Genomic DNA, 18405 nt, shown 5'->3' on the forward strand with positions numbered 1-18405 from the left:
CCTTATAATCCATGCCCGGTCTCTCCGTATTGATTCCGGTTTTCAACCGCGACGTGACGCCTTTGGTGTATGCGTTGCAAGCTCAGGCTAAGGATTGGGACGGTCCGGTGGAAATCCTGTGTCTGGATGATGGCTCCCGGGAAGTGGAGCGGTTGCCCAACCATCAGCTAACCAAGCTGGTTGGCGTGAGCTACGAAGAATTGCCGCGCAATATCGGGCGGGCCGCTATTCGCAACCGCCTGGCCAGCGCCGCCCGCCACGAGTGGTTGCTGCTCCTCGACAACGATAGTCTGCTACCTGACTCTCAGTTTCTGGCTCGGTATGCTGCCGCCCGCACGCAGGCACCCGTGTTGGTGGGAGGAACCACCTACGAACACAATGCCCCCCCGACTTCGGAACTGACGCTACGCTGGCTTTATGGTCGGTTGCGCGAAGCTCGGCCGGCTGCCGTGCGGCAACGTGCCCCGCACGGTCAACTTACGCTCAATAACATGCTGGTTGAAACCAATCTGTTTCGCCAGTTTGGTTTAGATGAGCAACTAACCCGCTACGGCCACGAAGACACCAAGTTTGGGTGGCTGCTACGCCAAGCCGGCATTCAGGTTCAGCATCTCGACAATCCGGTGTTGCATGATGGCTTGGAACCTGCCACTATGTTTTTGCAGAAAAGCCACGAAGCCGTTCGTAATCTAGCCTTGCTCTACCGGGCCGAAGGACTGGGCAGCGACACCAAATTGCTGAAGGCAGCCCTGCAACTGCACCGCTGGGGTTTAAGCGAAGCCGTGCGGGCAGCTTTCAAGCTACGGCAAACGCAGGTGCGGCGCAACTTGCTTTCCGTACACCCGAGCCTGCGCCAACTGGACGCGCTGAAGCTGTATTGGATGTTGACGGAACTGGCAAAATAAGTCGCCTTTTCGCTTAGCTGTGTGTTCAGTTGGGCTTTTAAGCTGCTGTAGCCCGCAGCTGAATTCAAACAAAAAGCCGGTTCCGTATTTAGAGCGCCGAAATTGGCTTCCAAGCACAGATGGGGGCAAGGCTGGCGTTCTTAGTTTTTCTTGTCGCCTTTGCCATCGAATACGCCTTTCACGGCCCCGCCTACTTTCTTGCTTACTTTCACGGCACCTTGCCCCACCTCTTTGCCTGCTTCCTTTACATCGGAAGCGGTGTTGCTGGCGGCTTGGCCTACTTTGCTGCGTTCGTCGGCAGTTTCTGCTTTCACTTCTTTTGCCTCAGTGCTTACGGCCGCAGCACCCTGCGAAGCACGGGCTTCCGACTTGTCGAATGATTTGAAGGCGGCGTATTTCAGTTTTTCCTTTTGAATTTCCGCTAAGTCGCGCGCCGATATATCACCTTTCACTTTGTCGTAGGCTTCATCCAGGGCCCGCCATTCGGCGTTGATGTTGCGCCAATCGTCGAGGTCGTACTGATCTTCGTTTTGCTTGATGTTTCCAACAAACAATTCGTAGGTGGCACGCGCATTGGTGGCCGTGAGTTGGGTTGCCGGGTTGCTGGGTTTGTAATATTTTCCCCTCTTTGGAGCGCCGCTAGCAGGGCCAGTAGTGTTTGTGGGAGCCGCCTGATCGGTAGAGAAGGTACGCTTGCTAGCATTGGTCCAAGCGGCTGCGCGCTTGTCGAAGGCTTCGGTGTAGCGGGTGCGTAAAGCTTCAACTTCCTGCCGACGCGCATCGTCGTACTGGTCGGCATATTTGTCAACGGCCGCTACTTTGGCATCGAAGTCAGCTTTGAGCTGGGCGGTTTCCTGTTCGTGGTCGGCTTCGGCTATTTCTGCTACATTGTTGGCCTTGGCTTCTGCATCGGAGACGAACGTTTGGAAATCCTTATAGGCTTGGTCGCTCTCCGCCGACACTTCTTTTTTGTCGGGCTGCGAACAACTGGTGTAGCTTAAGGCACCACCAAGCAGCAACAAGGAGACGAGGGCGTTTGCCGTGAAACTTTTCCTGAGCATGGCATGGGAGTGTTAGAGCGGGAGAGAAACGCAGTGTTGTGGGCAAGTCGCCAGACTGCTTTGTGGCCCGATAACGCAAGCCTTGCACTCCAGGTTGCCCGGTTTAAAGCTCGTCTCAGGCGTCCTTTTATCTTTGAGTTCGTTCATTCGCTGCCTTTTGTCTGTGCCTACTTTCTCTTTGCCCTGCGCGCCCATTCACATGCTAGACCTGCGCGCGCAGCATGCCCCTATTCAAAACGAGCTGGACGCTGCGCTGCACCATACCTTAGAGGAAGCGGCCTTCATTCAGGGCCCGGCCGTGGGGCAGTTTGCCGAAGAGCTAAGCGCGTATTTGGGTGGCCCCTATGTAGTGCCCTGCGCCAACGGCACCGACGCGCTCCAATTAGCACTAATGAGTTTGCGGTTGCCGGCTGGTGCCGAAATTATTGTGCCGGCTTTCACCTACGTTGCCACCCTCGAAGCCGCCGCCGTGCTCGGCTTGGTGCCTGTGCCGGCCGATGTGCGTCCCGATACCTTCAACCTGGACCCAGTGGCGGTAGAAGCGGCTCTCACGACGCGCACCGGGGCCATTATAGCGGTGCACCTGTTCGGCCAGTGTGCCGACTTAGCGGCGTTGCAACTCCTAGCCGACAAATACGGCGTTGCGCTACTCGAAGATACTGCCCAAGCCATTGGGGCCACCTTTACTACCCAGACGGGCCAAACTTGGGTGGCGGGCACGGTAGGGGAGGTAGGCACCACTTCTTTTTTCCCTAGCAAAAACCTTGGTGCCCTCGGCGACGGTGGTGCCCTATACACCCGCGACCAAACACGCGCTGCGTATCTGCGCCAGCTAGCCAATCACGGTCAGACCCGCAAGTACCACCACGAACACATCGGCCTTAACTCCCGCCTCGATACGCTGCAAGCAGCCCTGTTGCGCGTAAAGCTGCGTTACCTGCCGCTGTGGACCAGCGCCCGCCAGCGCATAGCGGCGCGTTACGATGCAGCTTTAACGGGTATTTCCAGCTTGCGTATTCCGGCCCGTGACCCGCGTAGCACGCACGTTTTTCATCAGTATACGCTGGTGGTAGAAGAAGAAAGCCTGAGCGGACCTAACCGTCGCGACCAGTTGCAGGCGTGTCTGCGGCAGCACGGCATCCCTAGTGTTGTTTATTATCCTTTGCCCAACCATCTCCAGCCTGCCTACCAGTACTTGGGCTACCAGGTGGGCCAGTTTCCCGTGGCCGAGCGTCTTTGCCGCACCGTGCTGTCCTTACCCATACACCCCACCCTGACCGACCAGCAAGTAGACGTTGTTGCAACAGCCGTGCGTACCTGGGCAATGGCGTAAGATAAGACAACTGCCGTGTGGGCACGGCCACGCCTGAAGTAAGAGCGAACTGTTGGGTTGGCACTGTTTTTTCTTTCTGCCGTATTACTTGTCGTAAAATCTAGATTCTCTTTATGCGCCGTTCTTTTCTTGCATTGCTCTTGCCGCTAGCCGGGGTAGTCGCTCTCACCTCTGCCACTAGTACCAAGCCGAGCCAAGGCTTCAACATCTTTTCTGTTCAGCAGGATATTGAATTAGGTGCCAAAGTAGCCAAGCAAACCGATTCGCTTTACCAGGCCAAAGGCCAACTGCTGGCGCGTTCGAGCAACGCGCGTGCGTATCAATTGCTCGATGGTGTAGTAAAACGAGTGCTCGACAATGGCAACCTCAAGTACCGCACTCAGTTTCCCTGGGACGTGCAAATTATCAAGGACGACCAAACGCAGAATGCTTTTGCTACCCCTGGCGGCCACATCTACGTCTTTTCAGGACTAATTAAATTTCTCGACGATGAAAACCAGTTGGCTGGCATTCTAGGCCACGAAATAGCCCACGCCGACCGCCGCCACAGCACGCAGCTGCTGCAAAAGCAATATGGCATTAGCATACTGACGGGGGTTGTATTAGGAAATAACCCGAACCAACTCGTGCAAATGGCCGCCGGCATAGGGCAGCTGAAGTTCAGCCGAGCCTATGAAACCGAAGCCGATAAATACTCCACCATCTACCTCAACGGCACGCGCTACTACTCTTGCGACGGAGCCGCAGGCTTCTTCATCAAAGCCGAAAAGCAGGGGGGCGGCGGTACGCCCGAATTCCTGAGCACGCACCCGAACCCCGGTTCGCGCGTCACCAACATTCAGCGCAGTGCCCAGCAGCTAGGCTGTACGGGCCGCAACGTCAGCAACTCTTCCTTCCAGGAACTGAAGCAGCTATTGTAGCTCAGCCAGAAGTTTCGGTCAGCCAGAAGTTTCGGGTAGATAAACACTGCGTCCTAGCGTGTAAGGCAACAGCCGCATGCTGGGGCGCTGTGTTCGTTTTGGGGCCAATAAGCACAGGCACATAAAAGAACTGAAGTTTTTTCGCAGCTTGCTGCTCTTTCTTGCCTCTAAAACCCATTGCCTTTGGCTGATTCTGTTTCTGCGGTTCGCTTTGTTGTTTGTGGCGTGGGGCATATTGGCCGTCGCCATGCTTCGTTGGTGTCTCGGCATCCGGGGGCTCAACTGGCAGCTCTTATCGATACGCGCGCGGAATTAGCTTCTGAATTAGCCTCAGTGTACCCGGGAGTGCCCTTTTTCTCTTCTTTAAACGAATACTTAGCGCAAGGCCCTCAAGCTGATGTACTAACTATAGCTACACCAAATTACCAGCATGCGCCACAAGCTATAGCTGGTTTGCAGCGTGGTTTGCACGTAGTTATCGAGAAGCCGATAGCGCTGCGCAAGGTGGATGCAGAAGCCATCGTGCACACGGCGCTGCAAACCGGACGACTGGTATTTGGCGTGATGCAGAATCGGTATTCGCCCCCCGCAGCTTGGCTGAAACAAGTCTACGACGAAGGCCTACTGGGTGAAATATACTTAGTTCAGCTCAACTGCTTCTGGAACCGCGACGCCCGCTACTACAAGCCTGGCACTTGGAAAGGCACCCAGGCTCAAGATGGGGGCACGCTCTTCACGCAGTTCAGTCACTTCGTTGATTTGCTTTATTGGGTGTTCGGCGACATCACCAATATCTCGGCCCGTTTCCGCGACTTCAACCACGCGGGCCTCACCGAGTTTGAAGACAGTGGCCTCGTTGCCTTCGATTTAGTACGCGGTGGCAGCGGCACGCTGCAATACAGCACGGCCGTTTGGGACCAGAATCTGGAGAGCAGCCTGACAGTAATAGCCGAACACGGGAGTTTGCGCCTCGGCGGCCAGTATATCAACAAAGTGGAGTACTGCCATCTGCGCAACTACGCACTCCCGGAGTTGCCCCCCACCAACCCGGCTAATGATTACGGCCCGTATCAGGGCAGCGCTGCCAACCACGTACAAGTAATAGAAAACGTTGTGGACACCATTCAAAAGCGCAGTTTCGCTACTACCAATGCGTTGGAGGGTTTGAAAGTAGTGGAGATTATTGAGCGGATATACAGCTTAAGATAGTGGCGAAGGATGAGGCTAGGGTGTCAGTTTCGTTTGCATATTCCGGGCTTCGTTCTGCTAAAAGCAAGGCAGCAAAGGGCATTCCACTGAAATGCCTACAAATTGTCCTAAGCAAAGGAATAATTAAGCTTTATTTATTTTTTGTAGTAACCGATGAATGAACAGGATATTGGTAAGATTCGTATCTTGCCGATACAGATGAGTTGAATCCGAGTTGAAAACGACGGGAAAACACGTCTCACATCATCGAAAGTATGAGCCTGACCCAACAAATCATCCAAGAAATTGACTTACTGCCACCCACTGAGCTGGAAGTCATCTACCAAGAAGTAGCCAAGCGCATGAGTCATATCAGCCGCGCCACCAAACTGCTGGCCAAGTATAAGGGCAAAGGCCGCGGAATCTGGTCGATGGACGCGCAGGAATACGTGCAGCAGTTACGGCAGAGTACGCGTGGCTAGAATATTCTTCGACACTGCTCCCTTCATCTATTTAGTTGAAAACCATTCGGGCTATTATCAGAAAGTGGCTGACTACTTAACGCAGTTGCTAACCGATAATGCCATGCTGGAAACAAGCGTGCTTACGTACACCGAGTTCTGCGCCAAGCCCGAGCAGCTAGGTCGTCCCGATCTGCTGCTCGATTTTGACGACTTGCTGCGAGATTTCGATTTTCAAATGCGCGAGATAACCCTGGGGGCGGCCACGCTGGCTTATCAGTTGCAAGCCAAATATGCCGGTCTCAAAGGCATTGATGCCATGCAAATAGCCACGGCCGTCAATGCGGGCTGCGACGTTTTTCTGACAAACGACAAGGAACTGAAGAGTGTCCGCGAAATACAAGTAGTGGTTGTAGCCGAACTGTAGCGTCAGTTCGGGCTTGCCAGCGGGCACTAGGCAGCCTGTACAGCGCAATGCGCGTAAGCTTCTCTTATGACGCCCGACGAAAAACAGGCTTACGATGAGCTACTAGAGTGGCAAAAGCAGATGCAGCAACCGCCCTCTATGCTGAACCGTTTGGCGCGGCGGGTGCAAGCGCGCCTTAATGCGCTGCTGCCCGAGCGAGTGCACAAAGCCATTACGGCTACCATCAAGCAAATGGTGCGGGCCGTGCTGTTCGGGTCAACGTATATCACGCCCCAGCCTCTGACCGGCATGCCGCTGGCGGCCCGCGAAACGAGCGTGCGCACCCGCATTCGCTACTACCGCAACACCGCTGCTGCCGAGGGAGCCGTGACGGGTGCCGCCGGCTTTTTCCTCGGGCTCGCCGATTTTCCCTTGCTACTCGGCATCAAGCTCAAACTGCTGTTTGATATAGCGGCCCTCTATGGCTACGACGTGAAAGAGTATCCGGAGCGGCTTTACATTCTGCACATTTTCCAGCTGACTTTCAGCAGCCAGCACACGCGCAATGAAGTGTATCGTCGCTTAGCCGACTGGGAAAACTATCGCCGCACGCTGCCCGCCGATGTCAACGTATTCGACTGGCGCACTTTTCAGCAAGAATACCGGGACTACATCGACCTGGCTAAACTGGCGCAACTGCTGCCCATCATTGGGGCGGCGGTAGGGGCGGTGGCCAACTACCGCCTACTGGTGCAGCTCGGCGAAACGGCGATGAACTGTTACCGGATGCGACACTTCGCGAAAGAGAGCGGAACGCTTCCGCTTTCCTGTTGATGTAGAGAGCCTTTGTACTACGTAGAAAAGCCGCACTGACAACGTCGATGCGGCTTTTTTAGGGTAGGCGGATGGCCGACTAGCTTTTCATTTTGCGGTTGGTCTTATGCTTTTCCAGCTTTGCGGCGCGCAGTTGCGTGTACTTGGCATACTGCTCGGCATTTAAAATCTGCTTGAGCTGCGCTTCGTACTTCTCTTTGCCGGCGCGCATTTCCTCGCGCTGCTTGGCTTTATCAGCAGAAGCGAATTGAGCACGTTTTGCTTGCATCTCCTGGTGGCGGGTTAAGTCTAGCTGGCGAACCTGCTCGGTTTGGGCGGCAGTTAGGTTCAGGTTTTTAGCCATTTGCTGAGCCGTGTGGGTAGCCTTTTGCTCGGGCGTCTTTTTCACTTTGGCCGATTGGTCGGTTTTTACTTTGTTTTTCACTTTAGCGGGTGCAGTTTGAGCTGAAGCAACCCCAGCAGAAATCAAGAAAGCGGCGAGCAAAACAAAAGTATTTTTCATGTGTCAGTAATTGAATTATTGAAATTTCAAGGAAAGATAAAGTGTCAAGGAAAGTTGACTTTTTCGCTTCCTGCAAGGCCAATTGCAACTCAGATGCCAATTTCAGATCCAATTGAGCTTTCCGATAAAATAAAAAAAGTCAATCCTGTCTTTAAACCTTTACGCTTGCTGCGTGTCAGGTTGCGCTGGAGCGTTCAAGAGCGGATTTCACAGGACTTCGCCCTGACGGAAGTGTATTCCGTTAGTGCAGTGCAGCTAGCTGCCAGCAGTTGGTTGTATTCATTCTATTCTTTGTCTATTCTCAAGGCATGGCACGCGTCTCCCCAACTGTAGCAGCCGAACGGCTATTTCCTTCTGCTGAGCAAACCGACGCCATGCTGCGCAACATCACGCAGCGCTATGCCGGCACCGACCCCGATGGGTTACACTTTTGCATGGCCATGGGCCGGTTATTCAATAGCTTGTTTACCAGCATGGACAAGCACTTTACGCATCTAGGAATCACCCAAGGACGCCTAATTGTGCTACTACACCTCAACGGCGCAACAACGCACATTAGTCCATCGACCTTGGCCCTGCACTGCGGCGTGTCGCGGGCAGCCATAACCAAGCTGCTGGCAGGACTGGAGAAGCAAGGCTACATCCAACGGGTAGTGGCTGCCACCGACCGGCGTGCCCTCACGGTGCAGCTAACCCCGGCCGGCCGCAAATTTTTGGATGAGACCATGCCCAACGACCAGCGTCGGTTGGCGGTCATCATAGAGCAGCTTAGCGTATCGGAGCGGCAAGACCTGCTGCGTTTGCTTACCAAAACGGCGCAGTTGTTCCGTACGGCTGCGGAAGAAGAAAGTAAGGAACTGCCAATGCAGTAGGACGTTGAAACGCGCCTTTGCAGTAATGGGACCTGCTTGAGCGGAAGGCATAACAAGCAGCCTGGCAAGGTATCGGCCTCAGGTGGATGGCTGTTCAACCGCTTTAGTTAACCGGTTAACTATTTCGGTAAGACTTCGTAAGGAAATATACTGGCGCGTTCGTGCGGGTTTGGCGGCACCTACCTACCCTGACAACAGTGGGGGCAATGCAAACAAGAAAGATTTCCCGCCGCCTGAGTTGCCGGTGTTAGGAGTAAACAGTGCACTGCCTCAAACCTTCAAAGGAAGTTGGCTGTATTCAGTAACAGGACGCCTAATAAGCTGATCTGGCTGTGTAAAGCAACTAACTGCCCTGTCATAACTGGTTGTTAAATAAGAGCTTACTCGATGTGATTGCAGAAAAAATACGTACGCTGTTTCATTCAACGCGCGAAGCTATTCCTCTCGGGCTAGTGCTACTGCTCGCCGCAGCAGATGCCGCGGCGCAAGGCCGGCCGGCCGGTTCGCAGCCAGCGGGGGGCGCTCAGCAGCAAAGCAGCGGCCAGCAGGGAATAGGCGGTCCGCCTGCTGGGCAACAACAGCAACAGGAGCTGCAACGCCGACGCCAGCAAATGCAGCAAACCAACGAGCAGCAGAATGCGCAGCCTAGTTTAAATCCGGTAAATACCTCGAGTGCGCCTGCCTCCTTGCCCCAGGGACAAGCACCGAGTCAAATAAGAGCTGGCCAAGGTGCGCAACCATCTGGGACGGGCGGCGCTGGTTCTCCCGGCGAGCCTCGGGGGGCTACTACACCGCGTGCTCCGCTTGGCGGGGCTATGCGCAATTCAAGTAGCCAAGGCGTGCAAACCGGCGCGGCCCGCGTGCTGGCCGTGGCCCCGGAGCGTTTAAGCTTGGCCGATGCCATGGTTATCGGCTTAGACAACAACTTAACCACGTTGCTGGCTACCGAGCAGGCCGAAGAGGCGCGTGCCCTCCGGCAGCAGGTACGGTCTTTTCTGCTGCCTAATATTATCGGCACGGCTTATCAGCAAAACCGCACGCTTAATCTGGCCGCGCAAGGTTTGGGCGGCGGGGGCGAGGAAATGATGGGCGGTAGCACGGGCGGCGCATCCATTCCGTCTTTTGTGGGGCCATTCAACACGTTTGATGCGCGGCTCAACTTCTCGCAGACCATTCTCAACCTGGCGGCGCTACGCGAATACAAGAGCAGCAAAGCAGCCGTGCAAGTAGCCGACCTGACCACCCAATTAGCCCGCGAGCAGGTGGCCACTTTCGTGGCGTTGGCTTACCTCACCGCTCAGCGCAGCAACCTAGAAGTGAAGGCCGCCCGCGCCGATTTTGCGCTTGCGGAAGCGTTGCGGGAACTGGCCGTTAAACAACGAAACGCCGGCGTTGCCAATGGCATTGATGTGGTGCGCGCCGAGTCGCGGGCGGCGCAGGAGCGGCTACGGGTGGTGCAGGCCGAAGCCAACGCCGAGCAAACCCGCCTCGACCTAGAACGCGCTGTTGGCTTGCCTCAAGGCAGTTCCACGCAGTTGGTTGATACCTTGGGCGTCCGTGCCGAAGTGGTACCGCCTTTGGATGCCGCGTTGCAGCAGGCCCTGGCTTCGCGACTCGATACGCGCATTGCCGAGCAGACTATCGAACAGCGCGCCCTCGACCGCCGTGCCCGTGCCGCGGCCCGTTACCCTGTCGTCAATGCCGTCGGGGATTATGGGCAGTCAGCCAATACGCCCTTCAAAAACGACCGTGCCACGCGCACTTACGGCGTGCAACTCAGCGTGCCCGTGTTCGATGGTGGCTACACCCGCGGCCGGATAAACGCGGCCCTGAGCGAGCAGCGCCAAGCCGAATGGCAGTTGGGCAACAGCCGCGGCCAAGTGGAGCAAGACGTGCGTACGGCCTTAGTAGGCTGGCGCTTAGGAGTAGAGCAAGTGCGGGCCACTGAAGAGCAGTTCCGCTTGGCGACGCGCGAATTGGAACTAGCCACCCAACGCTTCCGGGCCGGCGTAGCCGACAACACCGACGTGCTGGAGGCACAGGCTGGGTTGGCCAACGCCCGTGCTTTACGCGTGCAAGCGCTGGCGCAGTACGGCGCGGCACGTCTCAATTTTGCTGCTGCTACCGGCACAGCGCAATCTTTCCGTCTGTGAACGAGCTAGATAAAAGCGTGGTGAGTTGTTGGTACACATAGGCATTTAAATGCTTCACCCCGCCATTACTTCGGCACTTCGCTGAATCACTTATTTGCTGAATTAATAATTCCCCGCCAGATGGCAGACCATACAACCCAACCCGCCGCCCGCAGTGCCCCCCGTGGCTTGGCCCAGCGGCAAACGGCCGACCCCTCCGATGCCCCAGACCTTAGTGCCCGAGGCCGGCGGACCGTGGAGAAGCAGTCCGCGGATGCGCCTGATGAAACTACGGAAACCCCCATTTATAAGCGGCCCTGGTTTGTAATTGGCGCCATTGTCCTGCTGCTGGCGGTGCTGTTCTTCGGGATTCGCTACTACCTGCACGCCCGTGCCCACGAGTCCACCGATAACGCCTTCATTGAGGGGGATGCAGTGCGAGTGAGCCCCCGAGCGGCGGGTACGGTGCGTAAGGTGTATGTGCGTGACAACCAACTGGTGCAGGCCGGCACTCTGCTGCTAGAGCTGGACCCGCGCGACTATCAAGCGCGGCTCAACCAGGCGCAGGCAGGAGTCGTGAGTGCGCAGGCCCAGCGGGAAGCGTCTGCGCGGGCTGCTACGTCGCGGCGCAGTGTGATTGATCAGCAGCGGGCCCAGTTGGCGGCGGCGGCGGCTTCGCTCGAGCAAGCCCAGGCTGAAGAACGAGCCGCACAAGCCCAAGCGGCTCGTGACGCCCGCGACGAGCAGCGCTACGCCGAACTCTACAAAACCGATGCCGTGTCGCGCCAGCGCTACGACCAAGTGCAGACGGCAGCTCGTACCACGGCGGCTCAGGCTGATGCCGCTCGCAAGCGCACCCAAACCGTGCGTGCCCAGGTTGGGCAGGCGCGCGCCGCCGTAGCGCAAGCTGAAAACGACTACCGCCAAGCCACCGAGCAAATCAGCGTGACGGCAGCCCAGATAGGCGAGGCGCAGGCCGCCGCCGATGAAGCCAGGTTGCAGCTTTCCTACACCAAAATCTACGCCGCCGAAACCGGACGCGTCACGCGCAAGGCCGTGGATGAAGGGCAAACCGTAGCGCTGGGGCAGCAACTTATGGCTCTTACCTACGGCCAGCTATGGGTGACGGCCAATTTCAAAGAAACCCAATTGGAAAAGATGCGGGCTGGTCAGCCAGTTGAGTTGGAGGTAGATGCCTATCCAAGTGAGAAATTTCGGGGCAAGGTAGAGAGCTTTCAACGCGGAACGGGGGCCCGCTTTAGCTTGCTGCCCGCCGAAAATGCCACCGGCAACTACGTGAAAGTAGTGCAGCGAATCCCAGTCAAAATCGTGTTCGACGGCCAACCCAACTTGCACTTGCTGGCCCCCGGCATGTCGGTGGTGCCGGAGGTAGACATCAGCATAGAGCCCACTGAGAAGCCCGCTGCTCCTGATAAGGCTACCCGCTCCCGCGCCGCGATAGTACGCTGAAAGCAAACTGCCTGCTATTACTGCTGAACCGCCTGTCTAACTGCACTTGGCAAAGCAAAACGATGCCCTGTTCAGCGTCGGCACAGAGATACTTCGTTAAGCGGCTGCTAGGTCAAGCACAACGGCCCAAACAATCCAGTAGAATCCACTATCAATGGAAACCCAACCTCCTAATGCGTCTGGCCGCTGGCAAGCTGATCTGAACGACTTCTTCGCCACTGTAGACCGCGAAAATCAGGCGTTTAGCCGCAACCTTACCCGGCAGGGTACCTTTTACACCGAAGTGGCGCGTCCGGCCCTAGAAGCGGCGGCCGAAGCGCTGCGCCAACACGGCCGCACCTGCGAAACCGGCCTCGATCAAAGCCGAATCTACCTGATTGTACATCGGCCTGAAGGCCCCGTGGAGTTTCAGTATGCCGTGGTGGCTGAAGCCCGCATCGAAACCGTCACGCCCTACATCCATTGCTGGTTCGAGGAAAACGAGCTAGCCGCTAAAGCCGCCGATGCCGCCGGCCAGAAAGCAGCGGAAGACGACCAGGAAGAGCCAGAACAGGACGATGCGGCGGAAGGGGAGGACGGGGAAAAAGACGAAAAGAAAGACGACAAAAAGCCTGCCCGCACTAAAACTATCGAGCTACTTAGCACCTGGGCGGAAGGGCGCGAAATCGAGAGTGTAACGCGTGCGGAAATCCTGGCCGATTTCACCACCCACTACAAGGAAGCCGTGACGCAGCTACGCACGCACTTGCACACCACGCCGCAGTAGAGCGGCCCGAATTTTCAGCTGATGAGCCAGACCAAAACCTTGAAAAAGCCTGCGGGCAGCGTTGCCGCTAGCCACGGGGACAACCTGAAGTGGCTAATTGCGGTGACGGTGGCCATGGCAACCTTCATGGAAGTGCTGGATGATACCAGTGTATCGGTGGCACTATCGCAGATTGGGGGCAACCTAAGCGCCGCCGAAGACGAGGTAACGTGGGTGGTAACGGCCCAACTGGTGTCGAAGGCGGTGGTGCTACCGGTGGCCGGGTTTCTGGCTACGGTGGTGGGGCGCAAGCGCCTGTTCTCGATTTGTTTGCTGGCTTATGGTGCTACTTCGCTGCTGTGCGGCTTGTCGCCGACCATTGGGTTTCTGGTGTTTATGCGGGTGATACAGGGGCTGAGTGGCGGCATGCTTTCGCCCATGGCCCAGGCCATCCTCACCGATACGTTTCCGCCGGCGCAGCGCGGGCTGGCTTTTGCGGCCTATGGGGTGGCAACGGTGGTAGCGCCCACCGTAGGCCCCACGCTAGGCGGCTACCTCGTAGACAATGCCAGCTGGAACTGGGTGTTTTTCGTGAACGTGCCCGTGGCCATCGTAACGGCTTTTCTGGTGTCGATTCTAGTGAAAGATCCGCCGGCGCTGGTGAAAGAGAAAGCCGCCAAATGGGCTGGCGGGCTGAACGTGGACTATGTCGGGCTGGGTTTGCTGGCGGTAGGACTCAGCGCGCTACAATACGTATTGAGCCGGGGCGAGCGGGAAGAATGGTTCAGCTCGGGCGCCATCACAGTGTTGGCTGGGGTAGCGGCCATAGCTTTAGTAGCTGGAGTGATCTGGGAATGGCGTTCCAAAGACCCGGTCATTGACTTGAAACTGCTCAAGCACCGCAATTTCGCGGCGGCCGTGCTGGTTATGTTTTCCGTGGGCGCCGTGTTGTTTAGCAGTTCTACGCAGTTGCCCTTGTTTCTACAGAATCTGCTGGGGTACACGGCCATAAAGAGTGGCTTAGCCATTTCGCCGGGTGGGGCGGCAGTGCTCTTACTTATGCCCGTGGTGGGTGTGCTGGCCTCGAAGGTGCAAGCCCGCTGGATGATTCTGCTGGGGTTGATTATCAGTACGTTCGCGCTTTTCAATTATGCCGGTGTGCTTAGCTCCGATATCGACTTTGCGAGCGTGGCCAAGGCCCGGGTGTTTCAAAGCGTGGGATTGGCTTTCCTCTTCGTGCCGATTAGTGTGGCGGCCTACGTCGGGATAGCCAAAAACAAAACCAACCAGGCCGCAACCCTTATCAACCTAGCGCAGTCGTTGGGTGGTAGCTTCGGTATTGCCGCCATCACCACCCTGATTGCCCGCCGGGCGCAGTTCCACCAAAGCCGTATTATCGACAGCCTCACCTTCTCTAATCCCAACTACGAAGCGGGACTGCAAAACCTAGCTTCCACCCAAGCCGCCGCTGGAGGCAGCCTGGCCGAAGCAACCGAACGCGCTCAAGCTACCATTTACGGCGCCGTGCAGTTGCAAGCCAACATCTTGTCCTACATCGATTCCTTCTACTTGCTAGGGTTTGCCTGTTTGTTGTCAATACCCCTCGTGTTCCTGATGCGCGCCAACAAGCCTGGCCAAGATGGGCAGACGGAAGCGGCCGGGTAGGGGTTATTCAAAATCTATTTCGTGTTTGTTGGCTAGCGTTAGCTTGCTGGAGCAGTGCCGCCGCCGATTATTCTCAACTATAACTACGCATTTGGGAATGCGCGAAGGCCGGCCTTACCTTTGCGGCACCAATTCTTTACCGACGAAGGATTGTTTTTATACAGAGGCGCTGAGAGACAGGCTCCAAGACGCGCCGGCAACCCCCGCACCCCGCGGAACGGTGCCAACCGATGGTCAGCAGATTCACTGCCTGACGACTATATAAAAACAAGTTACCGTGCCTCACTCACTAAATACCCCGCTTTCTGTTGTTGCTGTTTCATTCGCCGGGCCTGCGGGCCGGGAGTGGGCTTGTTGTGGCGGGGGGTGTTGTTGCTGCTGAGCGGTAGATAACTGTGGCCATGGTGCCAGAGCTTGCCTTTGTGGAGGCGTAAAGCAGTAGCCAGCTACTACCTGCCCCCATTTTCATTGTTTCTTTTACTGGTCAGGGCCTAGCTGGCGGCGTATATCCGGGCGCTTTCCTGCGCTTACACTACCAGCTGCTTAGCGCATCCCCTAGGCTTTATTCAACGGGTAAACGCGGTATAGCGCGTGCCTACACAACTTTCTATGCTCAAAAAATCACTGGAGCTGCTGCGGTTAGAAGCTGCCGAAACGGGTTCCCACACACTGAAACGAAGCTTGAACGGCTTCAACCTGATTACGATTGGTATCGGGGTAATTATTGGGGCGGGCCTGTTCTCGCTCACCGGCATTGCCGCCGCCAACAACACCGGCCCGGCCGTTACACTCTCGTTTGTGGTGGCCGCTATTGGCTGCGCGTTTTCGGCCCTTTGCTACGCCGAGTTTGCTTCCATGGTGCCGGTTTCGGGGTCCGCCTATACCTACGCCTACGCTACAATGGGTGAGCTGTTTGCCTGGATAATCGGGTGGGATTTGGTGCTCGAATACTCGGTTGGGGCGGCCACGGTGGCTATTAGCTGGTCGCAATACCTAGTGAAGTTCCTGAGCAAGTACAACCTGCACATTCCGGCGCAGCTGGTGATGTCGCCTTTCGAAACGGCCACGTTGGCCGACGGTACGGCGGTGCATGGCTTCGTGAACGTGCCGGCCATGCTGATCGTGCTGGCTATAACGGCCATTATCATTCGGGGCACGTCGGGTTCGGCGTGGTTTAATGCGCTGGTGGTCACGCTGAAAGTGGCGGTGGTGCTGGTGTTTATTGCCTTGGGTTGGCAGTACATCGATCCGGCCAACTACCAGCCGTACATCCCGGAGAATACCGGCACGTTCGGGGAGTTTGGCCTGAGCGGGATTTTGCGCGGGGCGGGCGTTATCTTCTTCGTGTTTATTGGCTTCGACATTGTGGCCACTATGGCGCAGGAAACCAAGAATCCGCAGCGCAACATGCCCATTGGCATCATCGGCTCCCTGCTGATTTGCACGGTGCTGTTCGTACTCTTCGGGCACGTCATGACGGGTTTGGCCAACTACACCGAGTTCAAAAACAGCGCGGCGCCCGTGGCCATTGCCATCGAAAAAACCCCGTATGCCTGGCTGTCAGCCGCCGTTATTCTGGCTATTATCATCGGCTACACCTCGGTTATTCTGGTGGATTTGCTGGGGCAGAGCCGGGTGTTTTTCTCGATGGCCAAGGATGGTCTGCTGCCGCCGGTCTTCGGGCGCATTCACCCCACGTTCCGCACGCCGCTGCAATCCAATCTGCTGCTGGGCTTGTTTATTGCCCTGTTTGCAGGCTTCGTGCCAATTTCAGTGGTCGGTGAAATGACCAGCATTGGAACGCTGTTGGCCTTTGTGATGGTGTGCTTGGGCATTCTTATTATGCGCAAAAAAGAGCCGAACGCGCCGCGCGGTTTTCGTACGCCGTGGGTGCCCGTGGTGCCCATTCTCGGTATCCTTACTTGCCTGGTGATGATGGTATCGTTGCCGTGGGAAACGTGGTTGCGGCTGGCCGTTTGGCTGGCTATCGGCTTGGCTATTTACTACGGCTACGGCAAGAAGCACAGTAAGCTCCGACAGGAGCAGAATAGAGCATAAGCGCCAGCTTGTATAGCTTAGTACCATAACAACGCCCCGGTCCTCTAAGGCCGGGGCGTTGTCTTTACTCGTCACAAAGTACAGCGCAGAAACTGTCTGGTTGTAGAGACGCGACACTTCGCGTCTCGGCGTTGCTGAGGTTGTTCAACGCCGAGACGCGAAGTGTCGCGTCTCTACATTGTTCTTGCGGCCAGATAGTTTGTAACTCTACGTTTCCGTCTTACCTACATAAACACCTTTCGCAGCGCCCATAAGCTCCAGACTATCACCATTAAACCCACGCCCACGAACATCCCACGCACCGGAATGCGGCCGGCGAGGCGGGCAGCCAGGGGTGAGGCGGCCACGCCGCCCACAATCAGGCCCAAAATAATCTGCCAGTGCGAAATGCCCAGCGTAGCAAAGAACGTGACAGCGCTGGCAAACGTGACGAAGAACTCGGTGACACTCACCGACCCAATGACGTACTGCGGCGTGCGGCCGCCGGCAATGAGCGTGCTCGTCACGAGGGGCCCCCAGCCGCCGCCGCCAAACGAATCCAGAAAGCCGCCGGCTGCCGCCAGTATCCCTAGCTTCTTGTGCTTTTTGCGCGCGCCAGGTTTCGAGAAAGCCTTGGAAATGATGCGGATACCCAATAGCAGCAGGTACACCGCCAAGAAAGGCTTCACGTAGCGCGCATATTCCTCGCCGAACGTGGCCAACAAATAAGCGCCCGTAACAGCGCCCAAAATGCCCGGAATGAGTAGAACTTTGAACAGCTTTTTGTTGACGTTGCCGAAGCGGTAGTGATGGTAGCCGGAAGCGCCGCTGGCAAACATTTCGGCGGTGTGAATACTAGCGCTGACCGCGGCCGGTGAGATGTTCAAGCTCATCAAGCTAATTGCCGTCACCACGCCGTAGCCCATGCCGAGCAGTCCATCAATGAGTTGAGCGCCAAAACCGATGGCCACAAAAATGTAGAACGTATCGGCGTTGCTCGCTACTTCCCAGGCCTGCTGCCAAGTGACGTAGTAAGAAATAATATTGAGAACAATAATGCCCATAAACGCCAGCAGCGACATCGTCGCTCGCCGCCGCCACATGGCCGCCGCCGGCGACTCGTAGGCGGGCCCGCCGGTTAACTCGGCCGTCACGGCGTTCAGGGAGCGGACTTTGTGGGCAAAGTCGCCGCCTACTTTCTCCCGAATCGAGGACATGCGTTGCAGCACGTCGTTCAGCTCGTCGGGTAGGGCCGAGGATAGCATTTCGCGCAGCCGCTTGGCAATGGTCGGCGACTTACCGTTGGTGCTGATAGCAATTTTGAGGTCGCCTTTCTGCACGATAGAGCCTAGGTAAAAGTCGCAGGCGTCGGGCGTATCGGCCACGTTGCAAAGCAGCCGCTGCCGGGTAGCATCGGCCTTGACGGTCAAATTCAAGGCTTTATCGTCGGTGGCTACGACAACTAAATCGTGGCCCACAAGGTCGGTAATCTGGTAGGGGCCTTCACGCAACTGCACGGCTGGGTGGCGGGCGGCTAGCTCCCGCAACTCGGGCAGAAAGCGGGTAGCTACCACCGTCACGGCGGCGGCCGGACTGTTGTTCAGAATGGCCGCCAACTTCTCTAAGCCCACGTTGCCGCCCCCTACCAGCAGCACATGCAACTGCTCCAGCTTCAGAAAAATGGGAAACAGCCGGTTCTCGCCAGTTGGGGGCGGCTCGGACCGCGGCTGCGGAAGGTTATTATCAGAAAGAGGCATGGATGGTGTTTTGGAAGGCTAGGGTATTTGCTGGAAAGCGCCGCTGCGAGAGTGGGGGCAGTTATATGAAAAAAGAACATCGTGCTGAGTGGAGTCGAGACACAACGTTCTTTCTCG

Annotated in this window: 17 protein-coding genes and 1 riboswitch; of the genes, 14 read left to right on the forward strand and 3 right to left on the reverse strand. The window is 56.6% G+C overall.

Features of this window, described 5'->3' with window-relative positions; all coding sequences use genetic code 11:
- Nucleotides 1-11 precede the first annotated feature (11 nt).
- A complete protein-coding gene (locus tag ACFE7X_RS00475; protein WP_375433682.1) occupies nucleotides 12-905 on the forward strand; it encodes a glycosyltransferase in 894 nt (297 codons plus the stop codon).
- Between the two features lie 140 nt (nucleotides 906-1045).
- On the opposite strand, the gene ACFE7X_RS00480 is transcribed toward ACFE7X_RS00475, so the two are convergent.
- The gene (locus ACFE7X_RS00480; protein ID WP_375433683.1) at nucleotides 1046-1966 is read right to left on the reverse strand and encodes a hypothetical protein; all 921 of its coding nucleotides are present in this window, start codon (nucleotides 1964-1966) and stop codon (nucleotides 1046-1048) included.
- Nucleotides 1967-2129: 163 nt separating this feature from the next.
- On the opposite strand from ACFE7X_RS00480, the gene ACFE7X_RS00485 reads away from it, so the two are divergent.
- The 6 genes from ACFE7X_RS00485 (at nucleotide 2130) to ACFE7X_RS00510 (ending at nucleotide 7108) form a co-directional block, all read left to right on the forward strand.
- Entirely contained in the window at nucleotides 2130-3299 is a 1170-nt protein-coding gene (locus tag ACFE7X_RS00485) for a DegT/DnrJ/EryC1/StrS family aminotransferase (protein ID WP_375433684.1), read from the forward strand.
- Between the two features lie 113 nt (nucleotides 3300-3412).
- A complete protein-coding gene (locus tag ACFE7X_RS00490) occupies nucleotides 3413-4219 on the forward strand; it encodes a M48 family metalloprotease (protein WP_375433685.1) in 807 nt (268 codons plus the stop codon).
- A gap of 183 nt (nucleotides 4220-4402) precedes the next feature.
- Entirely contained in the window at nucleotides 4403-5428 is a 1026-nt protein-coding gene (locus tag ACFE7X_RS00495; RefSeq protein ID WP_375433686.1) for a Gfo/Idh/MocA family protein, read from the forward strand.
- Nucleotides 5429-5682: 254 nt separating this feature from the next.
- The gene (locus ACFE7X_RS00500; RefSeq protein WP_375433687.1) at nucleotides 5683-5889 is read left to right on the forward strand and encodes a hypothetical protein; all 207 of its coding nucleotides are present in this window, start codon (nucleotides 5683-5685) and stop codon (nucleotides 5887-5889) included.
- The gene (locus ACFE7X_RS00505; protein WP_375433688.1) at nucleotides 5882-6295 is read left to right on the forward strand and encodes a type II toxin-antitoxin system VapC family toxin; all 414 of its coding nucleotides are present in this window, start codon (nucleotides 5882-5884) and stop codon (nucleotides 6293-6295) included. Before ACFE7X_RS00500 ends, ACFE7X_RS00505 begins: the two co-directional genes overlap by 8 nt.
- 66 nt (nucleotides 6296-6361) lie before the next feature.
- On the forward strand, nucleotides 6362-7108 hold the full coding sequence (locus ACFE7X_RS00510) for an EcsC family protein (protein WP_375433689.1): 747 nt from the start codon (nucleotides 6362-6364) through the stop codon (nucleotides 7106-7108).
- 79 nt (nucleotides 7109-7187) lie between these two features.
- Here the strand turns inward: ACFE7X_RS00510 and ACFE7X_RS00515 are convergent, their stop codons facing one another.
- A complete protein-coding gene (locus tag ACFE7X_RS00515) occupies nucleotides 7188-7610 on the reverse strand; it encodes a hypothetical protein (RefSeq protein WP_375433690.1) in 423 nt (140 codons plus the stop codon).
- Here ACFE7X_RS00515 and ACFE7X_RS00520 point away from each other — a divergent pair, their 5' ends adjacent.
- From ACFE7X_RS00520 to ACFE7X_RS00550, 7 genes are all read left to right on the forward strand, one after another.
- The gene (locus ACFE7X_RS00520; protein WP_375433691.1) at nucleotides 7611-7943 is read left to right on the forward strand and encodes a hypothetical protein; all 333 of its coding nucleotides are present in this window, start codon (nucleotides 7611-7613) and stop codon (nucleotides 7941-7943) included. It abuts the gene before it with no gap.
- Nucleotides 7919-8482 (forward strand): MarR family winged helix-turn-helix transcriptional regulator, encoded by a 564-nt coding sequence (locus ACFE7X_RS00525; RefSeq protein WP_375433692.1) that lies wholly within the window; start codon nucleotides 7919-7921, stop codon nucleotides 8480-8482. Before ACFE7X_RS00520 ends, ACFE7X_RS00525 begins: the two co-directional genes overlap by 25 nt.
- Before the next feature lie 452 nt (nucleotides 8483-8934).
- Nucleotides 8935-10635 (forward strand): TolC family protein, encoded by a 1701-nt coding sequence (locus tag ACFE7X_RS00530; protein WP_375433693.1) that lies wholly within the window; start codon nucleotides 8935-8937, stop codon nucleotides 10633-10635.
- 120 nt (nucleotides 10636-10755) lie between these two features.
- On the forward strand, nucleotides 10756-12084 hold the full coding sequence (locus ACFE7X_RS00535) for an HlyD family secretion protein (protein ID WP_375433694.1): 1329 nt from the start codon (nucleotides 10756-10758) through the stop codon (nucleotides 12082-12084).
- Between the two features lie 154 nt (nucleotides 12085-12238).
- Nucleotides 12239-12850, forward strand: coding sequence for a hypothetical protein (locus ACFE7X_RS00540; RefSeq protein ID WP_375433695.1), 612 nt, complete (start codon nucleotides 12239-12241; stop codon nucleotides 12848-12850).
- A gap of 21 nt (nucleotides 12851-12871) precedes the next feature.
- On the forward strand, nucleotides 12872-14494 hold the full coding sequence (locus ACFE7X_RS00545; RefSeq protein ID WP_375433696.1) for a DHA2 family efflux MFS transporter permease subunit: 1623 nt from the start codon (nucleotides 12872-12874) through the stop codon (nucleotides 14492-14494).
- A gap of 153 nt (nucleotides 14495-14647) precedes the next feature.
- Nucleotides 14648-14760, forward strand: a riboswitch (SAM riboswitch).
- 343 nt (nucleotides 14761-15103) lie between these two features.
- Nucleotides 15104-16552 carry an amino acid permease gene (locus ACFE7X_RS00550; protein WP_375433697.1) on the forward strand — a complete coding sequence of 483 codons (1449 nt, stop codon included), beginning with the start codon at nucleotides 15104-15106 and terminating at the stop codon, nucleotides 16550-16552.
- A gap of 224 nt (nucleotides 16553-16776) precedes the next feature.
- Here the strand turns inward: ACFE7X_RS00550 and ACFE7X_RS00555 are convergent, their stop codons facing one another.
- Entirely contained in the window at nucleotides 16777-18288 is a 1512-nt protein-coding gene (locus tag ACFE7X_RS00555) for a TSUP family transporter (RefSeq protein WP_375433698.1), read from the reverse strand.
- Nucleotides 18289-18405: the final 117 nt, after the last annotated feature.

The organism is uncultured Hymenobacter sp., from assembly GCF_964242765.1.
Taxonomy (GTDB): Bacteria; Bacteroidota; Bacteroidia; order Cytophagales; family Hymenobacteraceae; genus Hymenobacter.

Excerpts from the sequence above, each read along its gene's own strand:
- ACFE7X_RS00555 (WP_375433698.1), bottom strand. The coding sequence starts at position 18,288 with ATGCCTCTTTCTGATAATAACCTTCCGCAGCCGCGGTCCGAGCCGCCC.
- ACFE7X_RS00500 (WP_375433687.1), top strand. The coding sequence starts at position 5,683 with ATGAGCCTGACCCAACAAATCATCCAAGAAATTGACTTACTGCCACCC.
- ACFE7X_RS00525 (WP_375433692.1), top strand. The coding sequence starts at position 7,919 with ATGGCACGCGTCTCCCCAACTGTAGCAGCCGAACGGCTATTTCCTTCT.
- ACFE7X_RS00550 (WP_375433697.1), top strand. The coding sequence starts at position 15,104 with ATGCTCAAAAAATCACTGGAGCTGCTGCGGTTAGAAGCTGCCGAAACG.
- ACFE7X_RS00490 (WP_375433685.1), top strand. The coding sequence starts at position 3,413 with ATGCGCCGTTCTTTTCTTGCATTGCTCTTGCCGCTAGCCGGGGTAGTC.
- ACFE7X_RS00515 (WP_375433690.1), bottom strand. The coding sequence starts at position 7,610 with ATGAAAAATACTTTTGTTTTGCTCGCCGCTTTCTTGATTTCTGCTGGG.
- ACFE7X_RS00540 (WP_375433695.1), top strand. The coding sequence starts at position 12,239 with ATGGAAACCCAACCTCCTAATGCGTCTGGCCGCTGGCAAGCTGATCTG.
- ACFE7X_RS00480 (WP_375433683.1), bottom strand. The coding sequence starts at position 1,966 with ATGCTCAGGAAAAGTTTCACGGCAAACGCCCTCGTCTCCTTGTTGCTG.
- ACFE7X_RS00510 (WP_375433689.1), top strand. The coding sequence starts at position 6,362 with ATGACGCCCGACGAAAAACAGGCTTACGATGAGCTACTAGAGTGGCAA.
- ACFE7X_RS00475 (WP_375433682.1), top strand. The coding sequence starts at position 12 with ATGCCCGGTCTCTCCGTATTGATTCCGGTTTTCAACCGCGACGTGACG.
- ACFE7X_RS00535 (WP_375433694.1), top strand. The coding sequence starts at position 10,756 with ATGGCAGACCATACAACCCAACCCGCCGCCCGCAGTGCCCCCCGTGGC.
- ACFE7X_RS00545 (WP_375433696.1), top strand. The coding sequence starts at position 12,872 with ATGAGCCAGACCAAAACCTTGAAAAAGCCTGCGGGCAGCGTTGCCGCT.